General features: G+C 70.4%; 17 protein-coding genes and 1 pseudogene. 10 read left to right on the top strand and 8 right to left on the bottom strand.

The window, feature by feature from the left end; all coding sequences use genetic code 11:
* A partial coding sequence (locus D7V80_RS30035; RefSeq protein WP_233585830.1) for a serine/threonine-protein kinase occupies positions 1–1,234 on the bottom strand: 1,234 nt, incomplete at its 3' end.
* 248 nt (positions 1,235–1,482) lie between these two features.
* On the opposite strand from D7V80_RS30035, the gene D7V80_RS30030 reads away from it, so the two are divergent.
* From D7V80_RS30030 to D7V80_RS30005, 6 genes are read left to right on the top strand one after another with little or no spacing between them, the layout of a single operon-like run.
* A complete protein-coding gene (locus D7V80_RS30030) occupies positions 1,483–2,046 on the top strand; it encodes a chemotaxis protein CheW (protein WP_120591411.1) in 564 nt (187 codons plus the stop codon).
* Complete coding sequence (locus D7V80_RS30025) at positions 2,043–3,500, top strand: CheR family methyltransferase (protein WP_120591410.1); 1,458 nt, start codon at positions 2,043–2,045, stop codon at positions 3,498–3,500. Before D7V80_RS30030 ends, D7V80_RS30025 begins: the two co-directional genes overlap by 4 nt.
* Positions 3,501–3,539: 39 nt before the next feature.
* Positions 3,540–5,147 (top strand): methyl-accepting chemotaxis protein, encoded by a 1,608-nt coding sequence (locus D7V80_RS30020; RefSeq protein WP_120591409.1) that lies wholly within the window; start codon positions 3,540–3,542, stop codon positions 5,145–5,147.
* A complete protein-coding gene (locus D7V80_RS30015) occupies positions 5,144–5,557 on the top strand; it encodes a two-component system response regulator (protein WP_014398150.1) in 414 nt (137 codons plus the stop codon). The genes D7V80_RS30020 and D7V80_RS30015 overlap by 4 nt, the downstream gene beginning before the upstream one ends.
* A 9-nt stretch (positions 5,558–5,566) precedes the next feature.
* Complete coding sequence (locus D7V80_RS30010) at positions 5,567–6,148, top strand: chemotaxis protein CheW (RefSeq protein ID WP_014398149.1); 582 nt, start codon at positions 5,567–5,569, stop codon at positions 6,146–6,148.
* A 16-nt stretch (positions 6,149–6,164) separates the two neighbouring features.
* Positions 6,165–8,702 (top strand): hybrid sensor histidine kinase/response regulator, encoded by a 2,538-nt coding sequence (locus tag D7V80_RS30005; protein ID WP_120591408.1) that lies wholly within the window; start codon positions 6,165–6,167, stop codon positions 8,700–8,702.
* A 91-nt stretch (positions 8,703–8,793) separates the two neighbouring features.
* Here D7V80_RS30005 and D7V80_RS30000 read toward each other — a convergent pair whose 3' ends face one another.
* The 3 genes from D7V80_RS30000 to D7V80_RS29990 form a co-directional block, all read right to left on the bottom strand.
* On the bottom strand, positions 8,794–8,982 hold the full coding sequence (locus tag D7V80_RS30000) for a hypothetical protein (RefSeq protein ID WP_199724589.1): 189 nt from the start codon (positions 8,980–8,982) through the stop codon (positions 8,794–8,796).
* Between the two features lie 14 nt (positions 8,983–8,996).
* Complete coding sequence (locus D7V80_RS29995; protein WP_120591407.1) at positions 8,997–9,602, bottom strand: hypothetical protein; 606 nt, start codon at positions 9,600–9,602, stop codon at positions 8,997–8,999.
* Between the two features lie 108 nt (positions 9,603–9,710).
* The gene (locus tag D7V80_RS29990; RefSeq protein ID WP_233585829.1) at positions 9,711–10,655 is read right to left on the bottom strand and encodes a histidine kinase dimerization/phospho-acceptor domain-containing protein; all 945 of its coding nucleotides are present in this window, start codon (positions 10,653–10,655) and stop codon (positions 9,711–9,713) included.
* A 280-nt stretch (positions 10,656–10,935) separates the two neighbouring features.
* On the opposite strand from D7V80_RS29990, the gene D7V80_RS29985 reads away from it, so the two are divergent.
* From D7V80_RS29985 to D7V80_RS29975, 3 genes are all read left to right on the top strand, one after another.
* Positions 10,936–13,011: an alginate lyase family protein gene (locus D7V80_RS29985; RefSeq protein WP_199738889.1), complete on the top strand. Its 2,076-nt coding sequence runs from the start codon at positions 10,936–10,938 to the stop codon at positions 13,009–13,011.
* A gap of 72 nt (positions 13,012–13,083) precedes the next feature.
* Positions 13,084–14,403 carry a nucleotide sugar dehydrogenase gene (locus tag D7V80_RS29980; protein WP_120591413.1) on the top strand — a complete coding sequence of 440 codons (1,320 nt, stop codon included), beginning with the start codon at positions 13,084–13,086 and terminating at the stop codon, positions 14,401–14,403.
* A 154-nt stretch (positions 14,404–14,557) separates the two neighbouring features.
* The gene (locus D7V80_RS29975) at positions 14,558–16,246 is read left to right on the top strand and encodes a TldD/PmbA family protein (protein WP_120591412.1); all 1,689 of its coding nucleotides are present in this window, start codon (positions 14,558–14,560) and stop codon (positions 16,244–16,246) included.
* Here the strand turns inward: D7V80_RS29975 and D7V80_RS29970 are convergent.
* From D7V80_RS29970 to D7V80_RS29960, 3 genes are read right to left on the bottom strand one after another with little or no spacing between them, the layout of a single operon-like run.
* The gene (locus D7V80_RS29970) at positions 16,243–19,335 is read right to left on the bottom strand and encodes an alpha amylase C-terminal domain-containing protein (RefSeq protein ID WP_120591405.1); all 3,093 of its coding nucleotides are present in this window, start codon (positions 19,333–19,335) and stop codon (positions 16,243–16,245) included. The genes D7V80_RS29975 and D7V80_RS29970 overlap by 4 nt on opposite strands.
* Positions 19,336–19,373: 38 nt before the next feature.
* A complete protein-coding gene (locus D7V80_RS29965; RefSeq protein ID WP_120591404.1) occupies positions 19,374–20,345 on the bottom strand; it encodes a hypothetical protein in 972 nt (323 codons plus the stop codon).
* An 11-nt stretch (positions 20,346–20,356) separates the two neighbouring features.
* Positions 20,357–21,292 (bottom strand): metalloenzyme, encoded by a 936-nt coding sequence (locus D7V80_RS29960; protein WP_120591403.1) that lies wholly within the window; start codon positions 21,290–21,292, stop codon positions 20,357–20,359.
* 32 nt (positions 21,293–21,324) lie between these two features.
* On the opposite strand from D7V80_RS29960, the gene D7V80_RS29955 reads away from it, so the two are divergent.
* Positions 21,325–22,410, top strand: coding sequence for a DUF4388 domain-containing protein (locus D7V80_RS29955; protein WP_120591402.1), 1,086 nt, complete (start codon positions 21,325–21,327; stop codon positions 22,408–22,410).
* 39 nt (positions 22,411–22,449) lie between these two features.
* Here D7V80_RS29955 and D7V80_RS29950 read toward each other — a convergent pair.
* Positions 22,450–22,861 (bottom strand): annotated as a pseudogene (locus D7V80_RS29950) (GTP-binding protein); the annotation flags it as partial.

The following is a 22,861-nucleotide window of genomic DNA, read 5'->3' as shown; positions in this document are numbered from 1 at the left end:
GCGTGGTGGGGGCCGCGGCCTGGGTCGCAGGCTGCGCGGGCTTCTCCTCCGGGCTGCCGCCGCGCAGGAAGAACAGCGTGATGCCCACCAGGCCCGCGACCATCACGCCGCCCAGCGCGCCCATCATGAGCGTGCGTTGCCGGGCGCGCTGCACGTCCGCCGGCACCTCCACGCTGATGTCCACCGCGAGCCCGCCGTCCGCGGGCTCCGCGTTGCCCACGTTGGCGAACAGCGGGGACGCGTAGGGGCCCGTCGTCGGCGGAGAGGGGTAGGGGCCCGTCGTCGAGGCGCCGCCCATCCGGCGGAACACGCCGCTGTTGCCGCCCGCGGCCATGTGCGCCTCGCGCAGGCCCTCCAGCAGCTCGTCCATCGTCTGGAAGCGCCGCGCCGGGTCCTTCTCCAGACAGCGGCGCACCACCATTTCAATCTCCGCCGGCACCGCGAGGTCCGGGCGGACGGACTGGAAGGTGGGGGGCGGTTCCTTGTAGTGGGCGAAGATGAGCTCGATGTGATCGCGCGCGATGAAGGGCGGCCGTCCCATCAGCATCTGGAACAGCATGATGCCCAGCGAGTACACGTCGCTGCGCGCGTCCGCCACGTTGCGCGCCTGCTCCGGCGCCATGTACTGCGGCGAGCCCAGGAACGTGCCGTTCTGGGTGATTTCGGGGCTGACCGGCCCCTCCTGCTGCGGCGCCACGGACTTCACGAGGCCGAAGTCCAGGACCTTCACCAGATCCTGATCCGCCTCATTGAGGATCATGATGTTCGCGGGCTTCAGGTCGCGGTGGACGACGCCCAGCGCGTGCGCCTCGCGCAGCGAGCGGCACACCTGCTGCGCCACTGACACCGCGCGCGCCCAGGGCAGGGGACCTGCCTGGCCGAGCACCTGCTGGAGCGTGCGACCCTCCAGGTACTCCATCGCGATGTAGAAGATGCCGTCGTCCGTCTGCCCGTAGTCGATGACGGTGACGGTGTTCGGGTGCCGCAGCTTCGACGTCAGCGACGCCTCGCGAAGGAAGCGCTTCTGGAAGCCGGGGTCGCGGCTGCTCGGGAAGTTGGGGTTGAGCACCTTGAGTGCGACCACCCGCTCCAGCGGTGCTTGGAGGGCGCGGTACACCTTGCCCATTCCACCCACGCCCAGGGGCTCCAGAATGCTGAAGCGGCCGTTCAACGTCCGGCCGATGAGCGGATCCGTTCCCGGGGCCTCAGGGCTCGGGGAATCGCTCTTGATCATTCGTGTCCCCTAGAAGCTGCGTGCAACATGGTTTCTCCGGCAAAAGCAGCAGCTCCATATCCAAGCACAACTCGCCGGTGCGGCGCACGCCAAGGGGGTCCGGAATCCACCACGTCGGGGCAAGCGCGACCCCGGTCGCAGGGGGGGATGTGAGTCGTGACCTTCGGGCAAGCCCGCATTGCTTTGGATGGGCCTCCCGGATTACGGTTTTTCTTCCTGCCCGCCATCCGGTGGGCCGAGTTCTTCAGATGGCCGAAACCCCAAGAGTCCCCGTACCTCCGCAGGCGCGCCGGCTCTCCGTACAACAGCGCCTGAGCGCGCTGGAGGCGGAGCAGAACCAGTTGCGCCAGGAGCTCGTCACCTTGCAGGGCGAAGTCCGCCTGCCGGGCCTCTACCTGACCGTGGAGGCAGGCGACACGACCGCACTCGTGCCCGCCAGGCAGGTGCAGGAGGTGGTGCGGCTGGTGGCGCTGGATCCGCTGCCCGGCGCGCCGGTGCACGTGTCCGGTTCGTTCGTCTACCGCGGCAGTCCGGCGGTGGTCGTGGACGTGGCGCGCCTGATGGGCGTCAGGCGCACGCCGGATCTGGACTCGCTGCTGGTGGTGGTGGACGCGGGCCGCATGGTGGCGCTGCTGGTGGACCGGGTGAAGGACCTGGTGGAGACGCCGGTGCTGGTGGACGGCTCGCAGAGCGGCGAGGAGAAACTGCCCTGGGACGGCACCGGGCTGATGGCCGGGCTGTGCCGCACGCCGGAAGGCCTGCGTCCGCTCCTGCGCACGAGCGCGCTGCTGAACGGCACGGAGGGCCTGTGAGCGACGGGCTTCTCGACGACGCCACGCTCGCGAAGGTCGAGGAGGTGCTCCAGGGCGCCTGCGGCCTGACGCTCGCGAGCAGCCTGCGTCGCTCGCTGGAGCCCGCGCTGGCCCGCGCGGCGCTGACGCGCCAGATGTCCGAGGCGGCCTTCCTGCGTCAGCTGCTCATTCGCGAGCCGACGGCGGTGGAGGCGTTCATCGAGCACGCCGTCATCGGTGAGACGTACTTCTTCCGCCACCCGGAGCACCTGCGCGCGCTGGCCTCGCGGGCCCGGCTGCACCAGGGCGGCCCGTTCCACGTCTGGAGCGCGGGCTGCGCCAGCGGCGAGGAGCCCTACAGCATCGCCATGGCGCTGATGGCCGCGGGGCTGGGCAACGGCGGGCGCTTCCGCGTGCTGGCGACGGACGTGTCCGGCCGGGCCCTGCAGCGCGCGAAGGCCGGCGTGTACAGTCCGTGGTCGCTGCGGCGCATCGAGCCGGACCTGGAGAAGCGCTTCCTGGTGCCGCACCCGGCCGCGTCGGGAAATGACACGCAGCACAGCGTCTCCCCGGAGGTCGTGCGCACGGTGGACTTCCGCCGCCACAACCTGGCCACGGACGCGGTGCCCTCCCTGGGCTTCCACGCCATCTTCTGCCGCAACGTCCTCATCTACTTCACGCCGGAGCTGGTGCGCGCGGTGCTGAGCCGGCTGGTGAGCGCGCTCGCGCCGGGCGGGCTGCTCTTCGTGTCGCCCGCGGAGGTGCCGCTCACCAACGGGATGGGGCTGGAGACGCTGGACGTGGATGGCACCCCCGTCCTGCGCATGCCCCTGGAGCAGCCGTGGACCGCGGGCGAGTCCGCGACCGTGGCTCCGCGTCGTGACGCGCTCGCGGCCTTCACCGCCGCCGCGCTCAGCCGGCAGACGCCGGTGCCGGGCAGCCTGCGGCTTTCGCCCCGCCGCCCCACGCCCGCGCCCATGCCGGCCATCAATGCGCGGCCGTCCACTCCGGCTCCGGTGCCGGAAGCCCCGCGCGCCCAGGCCGCGAGCCCGGCGGCCCGCGCGGCCAAGGACGCGGGCCTGCTGACGCGGGCGCTGGAGGCGGCGCACGCCGGCCACTTCGAGGAGGCGGAGGCGCTGGCGCGCGAGGCGGCGCGGGCGCTGTCCCCGGAGGCGTACCTGCTCCTGGCGATGGTGGCCGAGTCCCGCAACGACCTGGACGCGGCGGTGGAGGCGGTGCGCAAGGCGTTGTACCTGGAGCCGCAGCTGGCGCTGGGACATGCGACGCTGGTGGCGCTCTACAGCCGGCTGGACCGGCGCGAGGACGCGGAGCGCGCGCGGCAGAACGCGTTGCGCGCGCTGGATGGATTGGATGACGAGCACCCGCTGCGAGGCGTAGAGATGATGACTGCGGGAGGCTTGCGGCAGGCGCTGGCCCCCCGTCCTTCGCAGATGGGCTGGCAGGGCGCGCGCTGAAGTCATGGAGCGCGCCGGTACACGTGAGGTGGGGACAACGTGGAAGCGAAAGGTTTGAAGGTCGCGTCGCCTCAAGGGGCGGATTCGACCAGGCTCAGCCTGCGGACGAAGATCCTCGGGGGCACGGGCATCTTCGGCATCGTGCTGGTCGGCATCCTGACCGTCGCGTTCTGGATGCAGATGAGCGACAGCCTGCTGGATGAGCTCACCAAGCGCGCGCGCGCGGTGAGTATCGGCATGGCGTTCGCCGTGTCCCCGTCCGCGGCGGCGAACGACGCGGCGATGCTCCAGGCGGGCACCGACGCCGCCCTCAAGAGCGTGGCGGACCTCGCGTACATCGTGATCCGCGACGCGAGCGGCAAGGTGCTGGCGCGCTCCGCGGGTGAGCACTTCTCCACCGCCGCCGCCGTGGAGCCCGCGGACGGAGACGGGGTGGTGGACCGCTTGTTGACGGTGGGCACGTTGCCCGTCGTGGAGACGACGGCGCCCATCCTCTTTGGCCCGCCGGGCGGCACGCTCAAGCGCGTGGGCACCGTGCAGCTGGCGCTGGACCGCGAGGCGCTGGCGGACTCGCTGTCCTCCAGCACCTGGCGCACCGCGGGCCTGGGCCTGCTGGTGCTGGTGCTGGGCCTGCTGGCGGCGGCCGGCATGGCCAGCCTCTTCATCCAGCCGCTGGAGCGGCTGGCCCGCGCGGCGGTGGGCATCGCCGCGGGGGACCTGCGCCAGCAGATCGACACCACCGGCACGGACGAGATTGGCGAACTGGCGCGCAGCTTCGCCACCATGGCGGACGCGCTGGTGCACCTGCTGCACGACCTGCGCGGCGCGGCCACGGACCTGGAGCACGAGGCCGCGGGCGTGCTGGCCACGTCCACGCAGCAGTCCGCGATGGCGCACCAGCAGGCGTCCGCCATCAACGAGACGAGCACCACGGTGGCGGAGATCGCCCAGACCTCCAAGCAGGCCACGTCCTACGCGGACGCCGTGATTGCCCAGACCCAGAAGTCGGAGTCGCTCAGCGCCCAGGGACAGAAGGTCGTCACGGAGAGCGTGGAGGGCATGGAGAAGCTGGGCGAACAGGTGAAGGCCATTGCCCTGTCCATCACCGACCTGAACGAGCGCACGCTGCAGATCAGCGACATCATCGGGCAGGTGAAGGACGTGGCGGAGCAGTCCAACCTGCTGGCCCTCAATGCCTCCATCGAGGCGGCGAAGGCGGGCGAGCACGGGCGCGGCTTCGCGGTGGTCGCCACGGAGATGCGCACGCTGGCGGAGCAGTCCCGCATGGCGGCCGAGCAGGTGCGCGTCCTCCTGGGTGAGGTGCAGAAGGGCACCCGCCTGGCCGTCACGACGACGGACGAGGGCAGCCGGCGCGCCCAGGCGGCGATGGAGCTTGCGCGCGGCGCGGGCTCCACCATCCTGGGCCTTTCGGAGGTCATCCGCGAGTCGTCCGGGGCGGCGCGACAGATCGCGGGCAACACGCGGCAGCAGACCATTGGCGTGGAGCAGATCGCCACGGCGATGGGCGAGCTGACGTCCGCCATGAGTGATTCGGTGGAGGGCACCCGGCGCATCGAGCAGGTGGCCGGCAACCTCTCCATCTTGTCGAAGCGCTTCTCTGAACTTGTAGGCAGGTACCAGCTATGAACAGCAACGTGACGGGTGGGGCACGCAAGGCGGCGAAGGTGCTCATCGTGGAGGACACGAAGACCATCACCAACCTCCTGCAGGTCTACCTGATGGGGTGGGGGCTGGACTTCCTGGACGCGCCCAACGGCGCGGTGGGACTGAAGCGGGCGCGCGAGCAGAAGCCGGACCTCATCATCTCCGACGTGCAGATGCCGGAGATGGACGGCTTCGCGCTGTGCGCGGCCATCCGGGGCGACCCGAAGCTGCACGACACGCCCTTCATGCTGCTCACGTCGCTGAAGGACGACGCGAGCCGCCAGAAGGGGAAGCTCGTCGGCGCGAGCGCGTTCCTCAACAAGCCGGTGTCCGTGGACGACCTGCGCTCCAAGGTGCGGGACATCCTCAAGCTGCCGGCCACGAAGTACTAACGGGCATCCATGTCAACCGACGACCGCAAGCTACAGCCCATCGACTTCGACGAGCTGAAGGCCTCGCTCGACGCGGCCCAGATGCTGCTGGAGGGCGCCACCGTGGTGAGCGCCCACAGGCGGCGCGAGGTGCTGCATCAGCGCGCGGTGGCGCTGGCCAACTCGCGCCACGAGACGCGCCAGGAGGTCGTCACGGTGCTCGCCTTCCAGGTGGGCGGCGAGCGCTACGCGGTGAAGATCGACTACGTGGACCACGTGCTGGAGTCGCGCGGGATGTGCTCGCTTCCGGGGGCGCCGCGCCACGTGCTGGGGGCGCTCTTGTCGCGCTCGCGCATCGTGCCGGTGCTGGACCTGCGGCAGCTTCTGGGGCTGGAGGGCGGGGGCATGTCCGACCTGAGCAAGGTCGTGGTGGTGGAAGTGGAGGACGAGGCGTTCGGGTTGGCGGCGGAGGTCGTGGACGGACGGCTGGAGTTGCCGCGCGCGGAGCTGTCCCAGCCGCCGCCGGGGCCGTTCCTCTTCCTGACGCCGGACCGGCTCACGGTGCTGGACCTCACACAGCTGGGCAACCCGGCGGCCGCACGGCGCGGCTAGAGGGGACTGGGGTTTCATGGATCCGCAGTTGCTGCGCAGCATCTGGCCGGTGTTCGCCGCGGAGACGCGCGAGCAGATTCAGGCCATCGGGTCGAAGGTGCTGGGGCTGGAGCAGCCGGCCAGCGCCCGCGACGCGGACCTGCTGCCGTCGCTCAAGCGCGTGGTGCACAGCCTCAAGGGCTCCGCGGCGAGCCTGGGGCTGGACGACATCGAACGCATCGTCCACGCCATTGAAGACGGGCTGTCCCACGTCGACGTGGATCAGCCCATCTCCCGGGGCGCCGTGGAGGCGATGCTTCGGGGCCTCTCCGCCATCGAGAACGCCCTCAACCGGGGCGACGCGGGCGAGCAGCCCGTGGTGGACGGCGTGGCTTCGCTGCTCAAGGCCCTGGGCCACGAGGAGCCGGCCGCCCCCGGGTCCGACGACGCCGCCATCAACGGGCCGTTGGGTGAGGACGGGCTGAAGGCGCTGGTGGCGCTGGAGACGGCGCTGAGCACGCTGGTGTCCCCCAAGGTGGAGGACCGGGCGGGCGCGGTGCGCGCGGCGGTGGAGCAGGCGCACGCCCTGCGCCAGAGCGCGGAGTCCGTCCAGGCGGACGCGGTGGCCTCGCTGGCGGAGGCCGCGGCGCTGGGCTTCACGCGCATGGAGGAGGGCGGGGACGCGGCGGGACAGGCGGCGTCCGAGGTCGCGGGCGCGCTGGTGGACCTGCGCATGGCGCTGAGCGTGGCGGAGGACGCGGTCGCGGCCCCGGAACCCGAGCCCGTGAAGCTGGCTCCGGCTCCCGTCGCGAAGCCCATGGCGCGCGCGAGCACCCCGGCTCCCGAGGGCCGCGCCGGGACGGTGGACCGCGCGGTGCGCGTGTCGGTGAAGACGCTGGATTCGCTGGCGCTCCAGGTGGAGCACCTGGTGTCCGGGCGGGCGCAGCAGGGCCGGCGCACGGAGGGCTTCCGAACACTGACGGATCAGGCGCACGAGGTGCTGCTGCACCTGGAGCGCGCCGCGTCGCAGCTGGCCATGTCCGGCGGCGGATCCGCGCTGGAGCCGCTGCGCACGGGCTTGGGCCTGATGCGCACGATGCAGAAGCGCCTGCTGGAGCATGCGAAGGAAGCACACCGCGACGGTGAGCAGCAGGCGCTGGTGGGCCAGGTCATCCGCGACGACCTGCGCGACCTGCGCATGGTGCCGGCCTCGCAGGTGCTGGAGCCCCTGCGTCGCACGGTGCGCGAGACGGCTTCCCGGCTGGGCAAGGAGGTGACGCTGGAGCTGGGCGGCACCGACGTGCGGCTCGACCGGCGCATCGTGGACGCGCTGAAGGATCCGCTGGTGCACCTGGTGCGCAACGCCATCGACCACGGGCTGGAGATGCCCGCGGCGCGCAAGGCGGCGGGCAAGTCGGAGACGGGCCGGCTGGTGGTGCGGGTGGAGGCGCGGGGCACGCGCATTGGCGTCATCGTGGAGGATGACGGCGGGGGCCTGGATCCGGTGCGCGTGCGCGCGACGGCGGTGCGCCGGGGCCTGATGAGCCAGGAGGCGGCGGACAAGCTGTCGGACGCGCAGGCCGCGCGGCTCATCTTCCAGCCGGGCTTCTCCACGCGTGACGAGGTGACGTCCACGTCGGGCCGCGGCGTGGGCCTGGACGTGGTGCTGGCCACCGCGCAGCGGCTGCAGGGCAGCGCGGACGTGGAGTTCACGCCCGGCAAGGGCACGCGCTTCATCGTGGACCTGCCGCTGACGCTGGCGGCGGCGCTGGGCCTGCTGGTGCGCACCGGCACCACCGTCACCGCGATTCCCTCCGACACCGTGAAGCGCGTGCTGCGGCTGGACGCGGACGACGTGGGCACGGTGGCGGGGCGCGTGGTGGCGCGGCTGGACGGCGAGCAGCTCACGTTCCTGTCGCTGTCGGAGGCCATTGGCCTGCCGCGCATGCCGCTCGCGCTGGAGTCGGGCCGGCGGCAGACCGCGGTGCTGCTGTCGCTGGGCGAGGAGCGCGTTCTGTACGCCATCGACGAGGTGGTGGGGCAGCAGGAGCTGGTGGTCCGCTCCCTGGGCAAGCACCTGCGGGACGTCACGCACCTGGCGGGCGCGGCGGTGCTGGACGACGGCCGCGTGGTGCCGGTGCTCAACGCGCCGGAGCTGCTGCGCGCGGCCAAGCCGGACACGCGCACCTCCAGCGGCGAGTCCAAGCTGCCGCGCATCCTGGTGTGCGACGACTCGCTCACCACGCGCTTCGCGATGAAGTCCCTGCTGGAGATCGCCGGCTATCCGGTGGTGACGGCGTCGGACGGCGAGGAGGCGTGGCAGGTGCTGGAGCGCGTGCACTGCCACCTGGTGGTCAGCGACTGGCAGATGCCCCGGCTGGACGGCGTGGGGCTGGCGCGGCGGATCAAGGGCCACCCCATGTTCCGGCGCACGCCCATCATCCTGGTGACGTCGCTGGACAGCAACGAGGACCGCGCGGCCGGTCTGGAGGCGGGCGCGGACGGCTACCTCGTCAAGCGCGAGGTGGAGCGCGGCAAGCTCCTGGAGCTCGTGCGCCAGCTGCTGCCGGGCTGAAAGCCGGGCAGGGTGGCCTGAAACGACGACGCCCCGTCCTTCGCTCGAGCGCGAGGGACAGGGCGTCTGTTCTTTTCAGCCTCGAGGCGCTTCAGCGCGGGCGGACCCACGCCTTGGGCCAGTCGTCGAACTCGGTGACCTCCTGGTCGTCGACGAGCAGCGTGTACATGGACTCCTCGGGGAAGTCGCCGATGCGCAGGCGCAGTTCCTTGCCCTCCGCCTTGGTGCGCAGCGGGTGGAGCGGGTCCGACGTCTTCACCCACTCCAGCTTCTGCTTCATCAGTTGATCAGCCGTCATAGCTTTGCCTGTGGCCTGGCGTAGATGTTGTCCACGGCCTGGTTGGTACGCTGCGAGCTGTTGATGATCTTGTCGTACGCCTGCGCCTCGCTCAAGCCGCTCTTCTTGGCCTCGCCGACGAGCTGGTCGAACGAGGGACCGTCCAGCCGGCCGTACTTGAAGAAGTCGCGCGCCTTGAGCAGCGCGGATTCGAACGTGCCCATGAACTGACGCGCGTCCACGCGGGCCTTGTGGCGGATGGCGTGCGCGGCCTTCGCGCGGTCCTCCAGCGATGCGCCCTGCGCCGCCAGCTTCGCGTCGTTCGCGGGGATGCCAGCGACCTGCTGCTTGTACCAGGCGCGGATCTCGCTGTTGGTCGTGGGCTTCTTCGCGGCGCCCGCGTCCGCGCCGTTCACCTTGGCCGCCCCTTCCGGGTTGCGCGGGCGCGTGCGCGACGGGCTGCCGGTGGACACGTCGCTGGGAGGCCGGTTGGCCGCCGGGGGCGCCGAGTTCGACCGGGTGGGCTTCGTCGTCGTGTTGGGCTTCGCGTCCACGGAGTTGCTGCGACGCGGCTGCGGCGTCGACTGCGTGGAGCGCACGCTCGAGCTTCGGTTGAGCTTCATGGGGGAGGCTTTCGGGGTCAGGAAGGAAAACCGCTTTCCCTTTTATCGCACTTGCAGGTAGGCGAGTTGCGACCTCCGCCTACCTTTCATGCGCTGGCCCGATGTCCCCTAGCGGTGGGCGGGTACGGGGAAGGCGTCATCCCCTGGCAGCACCAGGGTGAGCTCCAGCCGGGGCTCCGTCGCCACGGCCAGCGTGCCTCCCAGGCGCTCCGCGAGCTGCTGGAGCATGGCCTGTGTCCGCGCCGTCAGGGCCGCGCCAGGGCAGGCCCTGACGCGCAGCAGCCACTGGGAGGCCTCCAGGGCCGGGCCCAGGTGGACGTCCACGGCCACGGCGCCAGCGGTGCCCCTGGCCAGCGTGCGGGCGAGCAGCTCCCAGTCCGCCCGGGCGCCTCTCACCGGCACGGCCCGTTCCGTGGGCAGCGTCAGCGTGGCGGCGGCGCGGCCTCGCGTGGGCGCGAAGGCGTGCGTCAGGACCGGGCGCAGGTCCTCCAGGCCCGGCACGGGTGGTGCCAGGCGCCGGTCGATGAGCTCCTTCTGATCCGCGGCGACCCTGGCGATCCGCTCCAGGTAGCGCTGCGCCTGCGGGCCCAGCGGTCCGCCGGTGCCCTTGAGCATCATGTCCACGTAGCCCTTGATGACCATCAGCGGCGTGCGCAGGTCGTGCGCCGCTCGCGAGCGCCGCTTGTCCTGCACCGCCACGGTGCGCTCCAGGCGCCGCTTCGCTTCCAGCAGCCGGGCCTGCCGCGCGCCCTGCGCCACCTCACGTGCGTGCGCCGCGAGCAGCGCCGGAGCGAACGCGCTGAAGCGCTTCACCACGCTCCGCTGCGACGTCGTCAGCGGCGCGGGCCATAGCTCCAAGAGAGAGGACCGCTTCGTGGCATCCGCGCGACGGGCAGGGACGTTCCCCACCTTCATCACGCACACGCGTCCTTCATAGAGGGCCGCGCCGGTCGCGCCGGTCAGCCGCAAGGACGCCTTGAGGAGAGCCTCCAGGCCCGCGCGCGTTCCTCCGCGCAGCGCCTGCTCGGCCACCGCCGTCAGCGTCGTTTCCATCCTGGCATCGAGGTCGTCCTCGATGCGCCGCCCCATCCAAGCCCCAGCCCGCACGCGCCAAGGAATGGTCATGCCCGTCAAGAGGCGCAATGGCTCCACCAGGGAGCACTTCCGTTCCGCACCAGGCAGCAATCCTTTACCCACGGTGATCGGCACGGGCGGACATTTTTACCGCCGTACGGGCAGGTCCCTTGCGCCAAACCCTTGCTCTTGCTGGGAAAAGGTTTTGGCCAGCCGCTTGCTATCACCTGCCCACGTCAGGCTGGGCGGGAAGGGGCGGATGGGTACTCTCGATTACTACGCGACGATGGCTCGGATGGCGCCTGGGGCGCTCGCGAAGAGCGCGGTCCGCCGGGTCCAGAAGGTCGCACGGCAGGCGCTGTACCGCCGCCGCGAGCAGGTGGACGAGGCGCAGCTGCTGGAGTCGTTCGGCGCCACGCGCGCCGAGGAGCTGGTGACGCTCGCGCTGGATCACCGCACGTCGCGGGCCTGGTGCGAGCTGTCGCAGCGTGAGTCCGCTCGCGCCGCCATCCAGAGTGTTCCGGGCGCGAAGGCTCGCACTGCACTGCGAGCCGAGCGTGCTCTCCGCCAGGAGTGGGACGTCTTCGGCACGCCCGTCTCCTTCGGTGAAGGCAAGCCGGTGGACTGGTCCCTGGAGCCGGTGAGCGGCCGGCACTATCCGGTGGCTCCCGTGGAGCGCATGCCGCTGCACGTGACGGGCATGGATCCGAAGTACCCGTGGGTGCTGGGCCGGCTGGACAGCGCGGTGGCCCTGGCCCAGGGCGCGTGGGTGGCGGACACGGAGGCCGCGCGCTCACGCTTCGCCACCGCGTTCGTCAATCAGACGCTGGACTTCCTGCAGGCCAACCCCGTGGGCATGGGCGTCCACTGGACGTGCCCCATGGAGATTGCCCTGCGCGCGGCCAACCTCGCGCAGGCGCTGGCGATGTTCGCGGACGCGCCCCAGGTGCGCCGTCCGGAGTTCCTGGTGCCCGTGCTGGGCGCGCTCGCGGAGCACTGCGCCTGGGTGGAGGCCCACCTGGAGAACACCAGCGCGGTGCCCAACAACCACCTCGTCTCCAACTACGTGGGGCTGGCGGTGGTGGGGCTGCTCTTCCCGGAGCTGCCCGGCGCGCCTCGTCAGGTGGCGCTCGCGGCCAACGGCCTGCGCTCGGAGATGGAAGCGCAGGTCCACCCCGAGGGCACGTCCTTCGAGGGCTCCATTCCCTACCACCGCCTGTCGGTGGAGCTGTTCACGCTGGCCTTCCTCGTCGCTCGCGGCGCGGGCGTGTCGCTGGGCCCCGCTTATGAGTCGCGTCTGCGATTGATGTTCGTCGCGGCCCGCGCGTGGTCGTCCGAGCACGGCCTGGCGCCTCAGATTGGCGACAACGACAGCGGCCGCGTGTTCCCGTTCCAGGACCGTGAGGATGGTGATCACAGCTACCTCGCGGGGCTGGGCGCGGCGCTCTTCAATGACGCGGGGCTGGGCGGCGGCGTGTTCCCGGACGAGGCGGCGTGGCTCCTGGGCGACGCGGGCTTCGTGCGCTTCCACGCGCTGCCCGTGGCTCCTGCGCCCGCGTCGGTAAGCTTTTCGGAAGGTGGCTTCCACATCTTGCGCGGTGAGGGGGTCGTGCTCACCGTCTCGGCCGGAAAACAGGGGCAGCGGGGCGTCGGAGGACACAGTCACAACGACAAGCTTTCCTTCGAGCTTCACCTCGCCGGCCGCCCCGTCATCGTCGATTCCGGCACGGGTTCGTACACGCGGGATCCGGCCCTGCGCAACGCGATGCGGAGCACCGCGGCGCACAACACGCTTCAGGTGGATGGGGCGGAGCAGGCCCCGTTGGATCCGGCGCGGCTGTTCGCGCTGCCGGAGGATGCCCGGGCTCGCGTCGTGGCCTTCCAGCCCGGCGCGAAGCATGACCGGCTGGTGGTGCGCCATGACGGCTACCGCCACCTGCCAGCCCCGGTAGGGATTGAGAGGACCTTCTTCCTCGACCGGCATGTGCGCGCGCTGGCCGTGGGGGACCGGCTCGTCGGAACGGGCCGTCATGAGGTGGTCGGACGTTTGCACCTGCCGGATGCGCAGGCGCGGTGGTGCCAGCCCGCGGCGGAAGTGGTGGCGCGGGCGGGGCGCGTGCAGGAGGGCCCGGAGGCCTTCGATGCACGGGCCCTGGAGATTGGTCCGGCGGATGCACCCGCGGGTTGGGTGCTCTTCGGGCAGGGGTTGGAGACCCTGCTCGTGCCGTCTCACTACTCGCCCGCGTATGGGCGCGTGGTGCCGGCGGTGTCGGTGGAGTTCCGGAGGCAGCTGACGCCTCCGGCATGGTTGGGGTGGGTGTTCGTCTTCAGGTGATTGGTGTGGGTCGGGACGTGTGAGCCGGCGAGGCCTCACGTCAACTGCTGGGGAGTAACGACAATGCGCGTGATGGTTGGCAACCCGTTGCTGGGTCGGATTCAGAATCGGGAAGCGAAGGTGGGCGTGGTGGGTCTCGGGTACGTCGGTCTTCCGCTGGGCATGGCCTTCGCGGAAGCGGGCTTCCCGGTCACGGGGCTGGACGTCGACCAGCGCAAGATCGACAAGATCGCCAAGGGTGAGAGCTACATCAAGCACATCCCCAGCGCGCCGCTGGCGGAGCTCACCAACGCCGGCAAGCTCAAGGCGACCAATGACTTCGCCAAGGCCCGCGAGCTGGACTGCGTGGTCATCTGCGTGCCCACGCCGCTGACCGCGTCGCGTGAGCCGGACATGACCTTCATCATCCAGACGGGCGAGGCCCTGGCGCCGTACGTGCGCCCCGGCCAGCTCTTCATCCTGGAGTCCACCACCTACCCGGGCACGACCGAGGAAGTGCTGAAGCCCCTGCTGGAGAAGAACGGCCTCAAGGCGGGCGTGGACTTCTTCCTGGCCTTCAGCCCGGAGCGCGAGGACCCGGGCAACAAGGGCTTCAACACCAAGACGATTCCGAAGGTCGTGGGCGGCTACTCGCCCGCGTGCCTCGAGGTCGCCACCGCCCTCTACGGCAGCGCGCTGAAGGAAGTGGTGCCGGTGTCGTCCACGCGCGTGGCGGAGCTGGCCAAGCTGCTGGAGAACATCTACCGCTGCGTGAACATCGCCATGGTCAACGAGATGAAGATGCTCTGCGACCGCATGAACGTGGACGTGTGGGAGGTCATCCAGGCCGCCAGCACCAAGCCCTTCGGCTTCCAGCCCTTCTACCCGGGCCCCGGCCTGGGCGGGCACTGCATCCCCATCGACCCGTTCTACCTGACGTGGAAGGCGCGCGAGTTCGAGTTCCACACCAAGTTCATCGAGCTGGCCGGTGAGGTGAACTGGCAGATGCCCTACTACGTGGTGCAGCGCACGATGGAGGCGCTCAACCAGAACAAGAAGGTCCTCAACGGCGCGAAGGTCCTCTGCATCGGCGCGGCGTACAAGAAGGACATCGACGACCACCGCGAGTCCCCGTCGCTGCGCGTGATGACGCTCCTCAAGGAGAAGGGCGCGGAGATCGCCTACCACGACCCGTTCGTGAAGGAGCTGCACAAGGGCCACGGCTTCAACATGGAGATGAAGTCCGTCCCGCTCGACCCGGAGACGCTCGGCCAGTACGACGCGGTGATGATCCTCACGGACCACTCGCACATCGACTACAACGAGCTGGTCCAGCGCTCGAACATCGTCGTCGACACGCGCAACGCGACCAAGGCCGTCACCCAGGGCCGCGAGAAGATCGTCAAGGCGTAAGCCTGTAACGAACAGAGCATGCGGGCAGGAGGGTCCTCGCTTCACGCCAGGGTGCGTGAGGGGAGGGCCCTCGCCGCGTTTCTGGCTACAGTGCGTGGCCGTGCCTGGCTCCTCCCGTCCCCTGTTCCCGCTGTTCCTGGCCGCGTCCTTCCTGATGGGGGCATCTCCTGCTCCCGACCCTCGCGCCCCGCTCTTGGACGCGATGAGCGCGGAGCTCCAGCGCAACCAGCAGCAGCTCAAGGTGAACGGCCATGAAGCGCCGTACTTCCTGAGCTACGGCGTGAAGGACTACGAGTCGCGGTTGATCATCGCGCGCTACGGAGCGCTGTTCCAGGACGACGACTACCGCGAGCGCAAGCTGGGCGTGGACGTGCGCGTGGGCAGCTACGAGTACGACAGCTCCGTGGCGGACTCGCTCGACTTCGGCTTCAGCACCAGCAAGGGCTCCAGCTTCACCGCGCGCAAGGACGGGCCGCAGGATGACGCGCCGCTCGCGCTGCGCACGGCGCTGTGGCTCGTCACGGACGAGAAGTACAAGGCCGCCCTCTTCCAGTACCTGAAGAAGAAGGGCGAGGACGTCTACTCGGTGGAGGACCCCAAGCGCCCCGCGTCCTTCTCCAGGGAGACGCCGGCCACCTACGTGCAGCCGCCGGTGGCGTTCCCGTTCGACAGGCAGAAGTGGCGCAAGCTGGCGCGCGACGTGTCCGCGCGCTTCAACGCGCACCCGGAGCTGTTCGATTCAGAGGTCCGCATCACAGCGGACAAGGTCACGCGGTTGTTCGTGTCCTCGGAGGGCACGCGCCTCATCACGGAGGAGACGCTGTATGCATTCCACGTCTCCGCGGTGACGCGCGCGCCGGATGGGCAGCTGCTCGACAACTCGCGCAGCTTCTACCTGCCCACGGAGGCGGGGATGCCCGACGAGGCCAAGGTCCACGAGGCGGCTCGGAAGGTCATCGACGAACTGCTCGCGCTGCGGCAGGCGCCGGCCATCACCCCGTACGCGGGCCCGGCCATCCTGGCGCCAGAGGCCGCGGGCGTGCTCTTCCACGAGACGCTGGGCCACCGGCTGGAAGCGGACCGGCAGGACGGCGACACCGACGGCAAGACGTTCAAGGGACAGGAGGGGAAGCAGATCCTCCCGGCGTTCCTGTCGCTGCGGGATGATCCGTCCAGGCGTGAGGTGAACGGCGAGCCGCTCAACGGCTACTACCTCTACGACGACGAGGGCGTGAAGGGGCAGCCGGTGAGCCTGGTGGAGAAGGGCGTGCTCAAGGGCTACCTGATGAGCCGTCACCCGGTGGAGGGCTTCCCCAGGTCCAACGGCCACGGGCGCGGGCAGGGCACGCTCCAGCCGGTGGCGCGCATGGCGAACCTCATCGTGGACAGCACGAAGCAGGTGAGCGACGCGGAGCTGAAGAAGCTGCTCATCGCGGAGGCGAAGCGGCAGGGCAAGCCGTACGGGCTCATCATCCGCGACATCACCGGCGGCAACACCAACACGTCCAGCTACGGCTACCAGGCCTTCAAGGGCGTGCCGCGCATGGTGTACCGCGTGGACGTGAAGACGGGGGAGGAGACGCTGGTGCGCGGGGTGGAAATCGTGGGCACGCCGCTGTCGTCCGTGAACCGCATCCTCGCCACGGGCCAGAAGCTGGGCGTGTTCAACGGCTTCTGCGGCGCGGAGAGCGGCAACGTGCCCGTGTCCACCGTGGCGCCCGCGGTGCTGCTCCAGGAGCTGGAGCTGCAGCGCACCATGGAGGGCAAGGACCGGCCGCCGCTGTTGCCCAGCCCGGCCGCCCCGCAGAAGGGGACGGCCGGACCGGAGGCGAAGAAGGGCTAGCCGACCTTCTTCATCACCACGTAGCCGGCGGCGGGGATGTTCACCGGGGTGTTCCCGCCGTTCAGCGTGGCGCCGTAGTTGCCGAAGTTGCCGCCGCCGTACACGGCCGCGTCGCTGTTCAGCACTTCCTTCCACTGGCCCGGGGGCAGGGGCAGCGAGTAGCCCTCCAGGTTCTTCTTGTTGAGGCTGCCCACCACGAGGAACTCCTCGTTGCCCGACTTGCGCGTGAAGGCCATCACGCTGTCGTCGTTGTGGGTGTAGACGCGCTTCACCTCGGCCGCGGCGCTGAAGGCGTCGCTGCTGTTCCGCAGGCCGATGGAGTCCTTGTAGAAGTTGAAGGACTGCCGGCGGGTGATGTCGATCATCGCGTCCCGGCGCTCGGAGGCGGGCAGGGCGGCCACTTCCGCGAACAGCTTCTTGTCATCCGCGGAGAAGGCCTTGTACGCGCTGTCCTTCGCGCGCGCGTCCGGGGACAGCTCGAAGAGGCGCTCGTAGGTGGCCTTGGTGGTGTCGTTGAACGTCACCTTGCCGAAGTCCACGCCCTTGCCGATGTCCTGCCAGCTCCAGTCGCTGTCCCAGGTGGACGGGTTGCCCCACTTGAAGGAGTTCTGGGCGCCGAACTCGTCACCCTGGAAGAACATGGGGATGCCGGGGCCGGCCATGCCGATGCCGGCGGCGAAGCGGGCGGCGCCGCGCGACCAGTTGTCCGGGAAGTCGGTGGGGTTCGCGCCCTCCGCGGTGTCCAGGGTGCGCTCCGCGTTCCCCACTTCGTCGTGGTTGGAGATGATGGACAGCGCGTGCTTCCAGCCGTCCAGGCCGCGCGGGTTCGTCATCAGGTTCACGAACGCGTCCACGTCCGTCTTCATCCCGCGCGCGGCGGCCTGGATCAGGCCCGGCTTGCTGTTGTCGCGCACCAGCTTGTGCTGGAACTCCGTGTACCACTGGGCGTCGAAGCCGCCGCCCGTGCCGTCAGACTTCGCCGGGCGCGAGATGTCCGGCTCGTAGTCGAACTGCTCCGCCACGGTCCACGCGTTGGGGTTGATGAAGTGCACCTGGCGGTTGATCTCCCGGAGCATCTCCCAGCCGTCCTTGCCGCCCGTGCCCTTGATGGGCTCCGTGAAGTCGAAGCGCAGGCCGTCGAACTTCAGCTCGGCGATCTGCTGCACGGCGTGGTCCACGAAGAGCTGCTTCACCTGCGGCGTGTTGTACGCGGGCACGGCGCCCCACGGGGTGTCGCGCTGCTCGAACTGGCCGGGCTCCTTGGCCCAGTTGAAGTAGGGGTTGCTGGGGCCGCCCACGTTCCACAGGCCGTTGTGGTCGCCGAAGACGTGGTTGTAGACGACGTCCGACACCACGTTCAGGCCCTTGCCGTGGGCCTCGTCGATGAAGCGCTTGAGGGCCTCATCGCCCTCCACCCACTGGCCGTTCTCGTCCTCGAAGCCGAAGGAGCTCTCCGTGGCCAGGCTGTTGACGCCCAGGTAGCCCCAGTTGCGCGGGCCCTCCACCTCGTTGGTGGGCAACAGCTCCAGCGTGGTGACGCCCAGCTCCTTGAAGTAATCCAGCTTCTTGATCATGTCCTCCATGGTGGAGCGGTTGGCGTTGCCCGCCTCGCCCATGAAGCTGCCCACGTGGGCCTGGTACACCACCCACTTGGACGGATCCTTCTCACGCGGGACGTCGTCGTTCTTGAACTGGAACGTCGTGGGGTCGGTGAGGATGGAGCCGCGGAAGTCCACGCCGCTGCCCTTGGTGATGAGGTTGCTCCAGGGGTCGTTCTCCGTGGACGCCCGGCGCTCCACGTCGGACAGCTTGCCGTCGTTGTTCACGTCGTCGCGCAGGTGCAGCTTGCCCTGCGCGTCCTTGTCGAACACCTGGAACTCGTAGCGCAGGCCGACCAGCTTGTCCGGGTCGTTGATGAGCGTCGTCCACGCGCCGGCCTGGTTCGTCATCTTGATGCGGCCGTCGTCGGAGACGTTGCGCGACCAGAAGTCGTTGAGCTTCCCGCCGTGCAGCTTGTCGATGAGGGTGTCGTCGAACTTGCCCAGCCGCTCCTGGAGCTGCTGCTTGTTGAGCGGGTTGCCGTCGCCGTCCTTGAGGACGAGGTACGCGCTGTCCGCGTCCTCCGCGCTGTCGATGTCGAAGCGCATCAGGCCGGTGGCGCCGGTGAAGTAGCGGTCCACCTCCTTGCCGCGCGTGGGGTCCAGGTAGAGCCGGTCCAGGCCGCGCTGCTCGCCCATCATCCGGCGCGCGTAGGGGTCCGGCCGGTCGCTCACGGCGCCCGTGGAGTCCACCACCTCGTAGACGTAGGCCTTGCCCTCCATCTGCGCCCACGCGCCCTTGGCCTGCGTGGTCCAGTTGCCGCCCTCGTCGCGCGTCATGGGGATGCGCTGCTCGCGGCCCTCCTTGTCCGTCACCTTCACCTGCACGGCCCGCGCGTCCGGCGCCCAGAACTTGAAGTTCACGTCCTGGCCGGACTTCTGCGCGCCCATCGTGTGGTACGTCGTGGGCGAGTAGGACGCGGTGGGCTTGGACAGATCCAGCTTGAGGTTGCCCTCGCCCATCACCGCCCACTGGTCCTTGCCGGACGGGCCGTCCACGCTGACGCCCCACTCCCAGTTGTGGGCCAGGCCGTCGTCCGCCACCTTCACCGTGGCCTCGTACTTGCCGTTGCCCAGCGGCTTCATGGGGATGCCGCCGGAGGACCACTGCGCGTTGTAGCGGCCGTCCGCGTCCCAGCTGCCCTTGAGCTTCGGGTTGGTGAGCGCCGCGTGCGGGCCCGCGTCGTACGTGAAGGTGATGGTGCGGGGGATGGGGTTCGCCACCGTCGCGCCGTTCTTCACCGCGGACGTGGGCGCGGCACCCAGCAGCGCCCCCGCGTTGGCGGAGCGGGCCAGGTTGCCGGTGCCAGCCACCGGGGCGCGGGCGCCAGCCGCGGGCGCGGACTCGAATCCAGACTGGTTGCGCTTCGCGGCGGCGGCCTTCGCGGCGGCGGCCTTCTGCCGCTCGGCCAGCTTGGCGGCATCGTTGGTGGTGCTACCCGTGGCGGGGGTCGAGGAGAGTTTCGAGCGGTTGATTTTGGAATCAGTCACGGGGCAATCCTCCGGCGGCCCACGCATAGCGGGCTTGCTCAACTTGTCGGACTTGGAGCCTCCGGAGTTGTGTCCGGTGGCGCGGGAGTGGGCGAATGTGGGGCGGATGACGGTGCAGGCTGGGGATTCCCAGGAACTCCGCGTACTTCCGGGCGCGGAAGGGCCTTGAGTGGGGTCAGCCGGCCCCCCTTGAAGCCCCGCAGGTACACGTAGCGGCGGAAGTCGCGGAGGAAGGCGTCCACGGGCAGGCCGATGGCCTCCTGGAAGCCGCCGATGAAGTCGTGGCCCCCGCGCATGGCGGCGAGGACGCCCCGGACGCGCCTTTCACCGTAGCGCTCCATGAGGAAGGTGAAGGCGTGGTGGGCGGCGCCGTAGACGGTGGCGTTCTCGGTCTCGTAGAGCGACTCGGCGCGGGCGAGCGGATCCGCCTGGGGGTACTGGTGGAGGAAGCGGGCCAGGTCCTCCAGGCTGGGGACGCGGTAGCCCTGGCTGGCGGTGTACGAGGCCATGCCCTCGCTGAACCACAGCGGGATGCCCTTCTTCGTCCAGTCCGACACGGAGGCGGACGCCTGCCACATGAGGCTGTGGGTGAGCTCGTGCAGGAGCAGCTCATCCACCTGCTTCTGGGTGGCGCCGGCGCTCGTCCAGGTGCGGGGGCTCTGGACCTCCACCTGCTCGTAGCGGGCCCAGGCGCGCAGGAAGTCGTAGCCGGAGCGGCGGGCGGCGCGCTCCAGGGCGGCGTGGTTCGGGTGGATGACCAGGGTGACGGGCTCCTGGAAGGTGCCCCAGCGGGCCAGGTGGGGCGCGGCGTTCTCCACGGCGCGGCGGACCATGTCCGCGGCCTGGGAGTCCTTCGCGGAGTGCTCGAAGAGGAACTCACCGCCGGGCAGCGCCAGCGTGGCGGTGGGGTCGACGGCCTTCTTCGGCGCGGAGGCGCACGCGGAAAGGAGCAGCGTCGTCCCGAGCAAGGCGGGCAGCAGGCTCCATCGTCCGGTACCGCCCACCCGCATCCAGCGTCCCTCTAGTTGGCCCCGAGCCAGCGGATCACCGCGCGACCCACGTCCGCGACGGTGGAGAACGACGCTACCTCCGGGGCGGAGGGACCGAAGTAGAGCATGGGCACGGCGTGCACGGTGTGTCCTCGAACCGACAGGTCCTCCACGTTGCCGTGGTCACTGCACACCAACACCCGTGCATCCGAGGGCCGGGTGGCCGCCACTGCGCGCAGGAAGGCGTCGAAGGTGTCGAGCGCCAGGCGGGCAGCCGTGAAGTCCTGGGCGTGGCCGGCCTCGTCGGCGAGGTAGTGCTCGAAGAAGGTGAAGTCCGCCTGTCCCGCGATGCGCCAGAAGAGGGCCGCGGCTTCGCAGGGCGTGCGGTGGGGCACGTCCAGTCCGTGCGCGCGAGCGGCGGCGCCGGTGATGTCGTGGGTGAGGCCATCGCCGGCCCGCGCGTCGTCCAGCGTGCGCAGCGCTTCGCCTCCCGCGGCGAAGGCGAGCTTCGCGGCCGAGGGGCGCACCTTGCGCGCGTGGCGCTCCGACAGGGTGAACTCCGGCGGGGTCGTGGACGGGCGCCGGGGAACGCCGAGCGCGTCCAGGTACGGGGCGGGGTACGCGTTGGCGAAGGTGGCGGTGCGGCCCGCGGCCTTGAGGCGCCGCACGATGGAGCGCTCCGCGAGGAGGTCTCTCAGGGCGGTGTTGGGGTAGCCCAGCACATGGCCGCCCACGAGGACGGGGGCGGGGTCTCCGGTGAGGATGGCCGTCTGGTTGGAGGCGGACTGGGGCCGGCCGGGCACGCCGAAGGTGGGGTCCACCGGAAGGCCCACGCCGCCATGGGGCAGGGCGGGGACGGGGGCGTCCTGGAACCAGGACAGGAGGTGGTCGCGGCCCGCGAGCGGGTTCACGGCCGGGTCCTTCCGTCCGATGCCCACCCCGTCGATGAACAGGACCGCGACGCGCACGGCCTGGGACTGTATCCTCGAATCCGACACGCATGGCCATCCACGGCGACCTCTTCAGCTACCCGCTCCCCGAGTTCCTTCAATGGTTGGACAGCTCCCGCAAGACGGGGACGCTCCAGCTGTCGTGGGAGGCAGGCGAGCGCAAGTTGTTCCTCCTGTCCGGCCAGGTGGGCGCCACCGCGAGCGAAGGCCTGCGCGGCCGGGTGGCCCGCCTGCTGTCGCTGCCGAAGCTGGCGGCGGGCACGCGCGTGCTGGCCGCGTTCGACGAGCTGGCGCGCACGCCGGACGTGGACGCGGCCTTCGACGCGCACGGTGTGCAGGCGCGGTGGGTGCGCGACCTGGGCCGCGAGGAGCTGTTCGCGGCGATGACGGACCTGACCATCGCGGGGCAGGGCACCTTCCACTGGACGGAGGACGCGGACCGCACCGGTGAGGACTGGGTGCCGTCCGACATGAGCATCCGCGAGCTGCTCTTCGAGTCCCTGCGCTGGGTGGACGAGCAGGGGGACGTGGACAAGGCGCTGCCCATCGACGCGCTGAGCGTGAAGGCGCTGTCGCCGCCCAGCCCCAGCCAGCCGCTGATGCACCGGATCATCCTGGCGCTGACGACGACGCCGCAGAACCTGGGGCGGCTGCGGCTGTCCATGGGCGTGTCGCGCTCGTCGGTGACGCGCCGGGTGCACGAGCTGTTGCGCGCGAAGCTGGTGGAGGTGGATGGCGCGCCGCAGGTGGAAGCGGATCCGGTGGCGGAGATGCTGGAGAAGGGCGCGGTGCTGATGCGCGAGGGCCAGTACGACGCGGCCGGCATCGTCTGCGCGTCCCTGCTGGCCAGCGACCCCGCGGACCGGCGCGTGCGCGAGTTCGCGCGCCTGGTGCAGCGCGAGCACGTGGCCGCGCTCTACGCGGACCTGCCGCCGCTGATGGTGCCGCGGCTCATCCAATCCCCGCAGACGATGGTGATGCTCAAGCCGGAGGAGCGGCAGATCGCCGGGCTCGTCAGCGGGACGTGGGACGTGTCCACGCTGGTGCTGGCCAGCCCCGCGCGCGAGCTGGAGACGCTCAAGACGCTGGCGAAGCTGCACCGCATGGGGCTGCTGGATCTCACGCTCCCGCGCTGAGCCCGGGGGGCACGGCCCGGAAGCCGTGCCCCGCCAGCATCAGCCGGCGGTCGGAAGCCCCACGGCGTTGAGGCGCACGAAGACCTGCATGAGGACGTAGAGCGCGAACGCCGCGTCGTCCACGCGCAGCTGCGGCAGCGTGGACAGGCCCTGCAGGCGCAGCAGGTCCGAACCATCCACGTGCAGCAGGAAGGCCTGCTGGGCCAGGGATCCTTCACCCGCGAACGCCATGGCACGGCGGACGGCGTCGGTGCAGGCGGTGACGCAGGTGGTGTAGTCCCCGGCGGTGAAGGCGGCCTCCGCGGCCCGGGCATGGTCGAAGAGGTCCCCCGGCGCCAGCGCGCTGGTGGGCCCCAGGAGCTTGGTGCCCGTGGCCGGCACCGTGGCCACGGCGGCGGGCTCCACGCGCGGCGGGGCGGGCGCCGTCAGCGTGCGGGGCACGGGCGTGGCC

Source organism: Corallococcus sp. CA054B, from assembly GCF_003611625.1.
Lineage (GTDB): Bacteria > Myxococcota > Myxococcia > Myxococcales > Myxococcaceae > Corallococcus > Corallococcus coralloides.
The sequence above is the reverse complement of the archived record's forward strand: the minus strand, read 5'-3'. Positions and strand labels throughout refer to the sequence as shown.

What these genes read in the sequence shown, in the direction of transcription:
- D7V80_RS30030 (WP_120591411.1), top strand. Translation starts at nt 1,483, where the DNA reads ATGGCCGAAACCCCAAGAGTCCCCGTACCTCCGCAGGCGCGCCGGCTC.
- D7V80_RS30015 (WP_014398150.1), top strand. Translation starts at nt 5,144, where the DNA reads ATGAACAGCAACGTGACGGGTGGGGCACGCAAGGCGGCGAAGGTGCTC.
- D7V80_RS30010 (WP_014398149.1), top strand. Translation starts at nt 5,567, where the DNA reads ATGTCAACCGACGACCGCAAGCTACAGCCCATCGACTTCGACGAGCTG.
- D7V80_RS30005 (WP_120591408.1), top strand. Translation starts at nt 6,165, where the DNA reads ATGGATCCGCAGTTGCTGCGCAGCATCTGGCCGGTGTTCGCCGCGGAG.
- D7V80_RS30000 (WP_199724589.1), bottom strand. Translation starts at nt 8,982, where the DNA reads ATGAAGCAGAAGCTGGAGTGGGTGAAGACGTCGGACCCGCTCCACCCG.
- D7V80_RS29995 (WP_120591407.1), bottom strand. Translation starts at nt 9,602, where the DNA reads ATGAAGCTCAACCGAAGCTCGAGCGTGCGCTCCACGCAGTCGACGCCG.
- D7V80_RS29990 (WP_233585829.1), bottom strand. Translation starts at nt 10,655, where the DNA reads ATGGAAACGACGCTGACGGCGGTGGCCGAGCAGGCGCTGCGCGGAGGA.
- D7V80_RS29985 (WP_199738889.1), top strand. Translation starts at nt 10,936, where the DNA reads ATGGGTACTCTCGATTACTACGCGACGATGGCTCGGATGGCGCCTGGG.
- D7V80_RS29980 (WP_120591413.1), top strand. Translation starts at nt 13,084, where the DNA reads ATGGTTGGCAACCCGTTGCTGGGTCGGATTCAGAATCGGGAAGCGAAG.
- D7V80_RS29975 (WP_120591412.1), top strand. Translation starts at nt 14,558, where the DNA reads ATGGGGGCATCTCCTGCTCCCGACCCTCGCGCCCCGCTCTTGGACGCG.
- D7V80_RS29965 (WP_120591404.1), bottom strand. Translation starts at nt 20,345, where the DNA reads ATGCGGGTGGGCGGTACCGGACGATGGAGCCTGCTGCCCGCCTTGCTC.
- D7V80_RS29955 (WP_120591402.1), top strand. Translation starts at nt 21,325, where the DNA reads ATGGCCATCCACGGCGACCTCTTCAGCTACCCGCTCCCCGAGTTCCTT.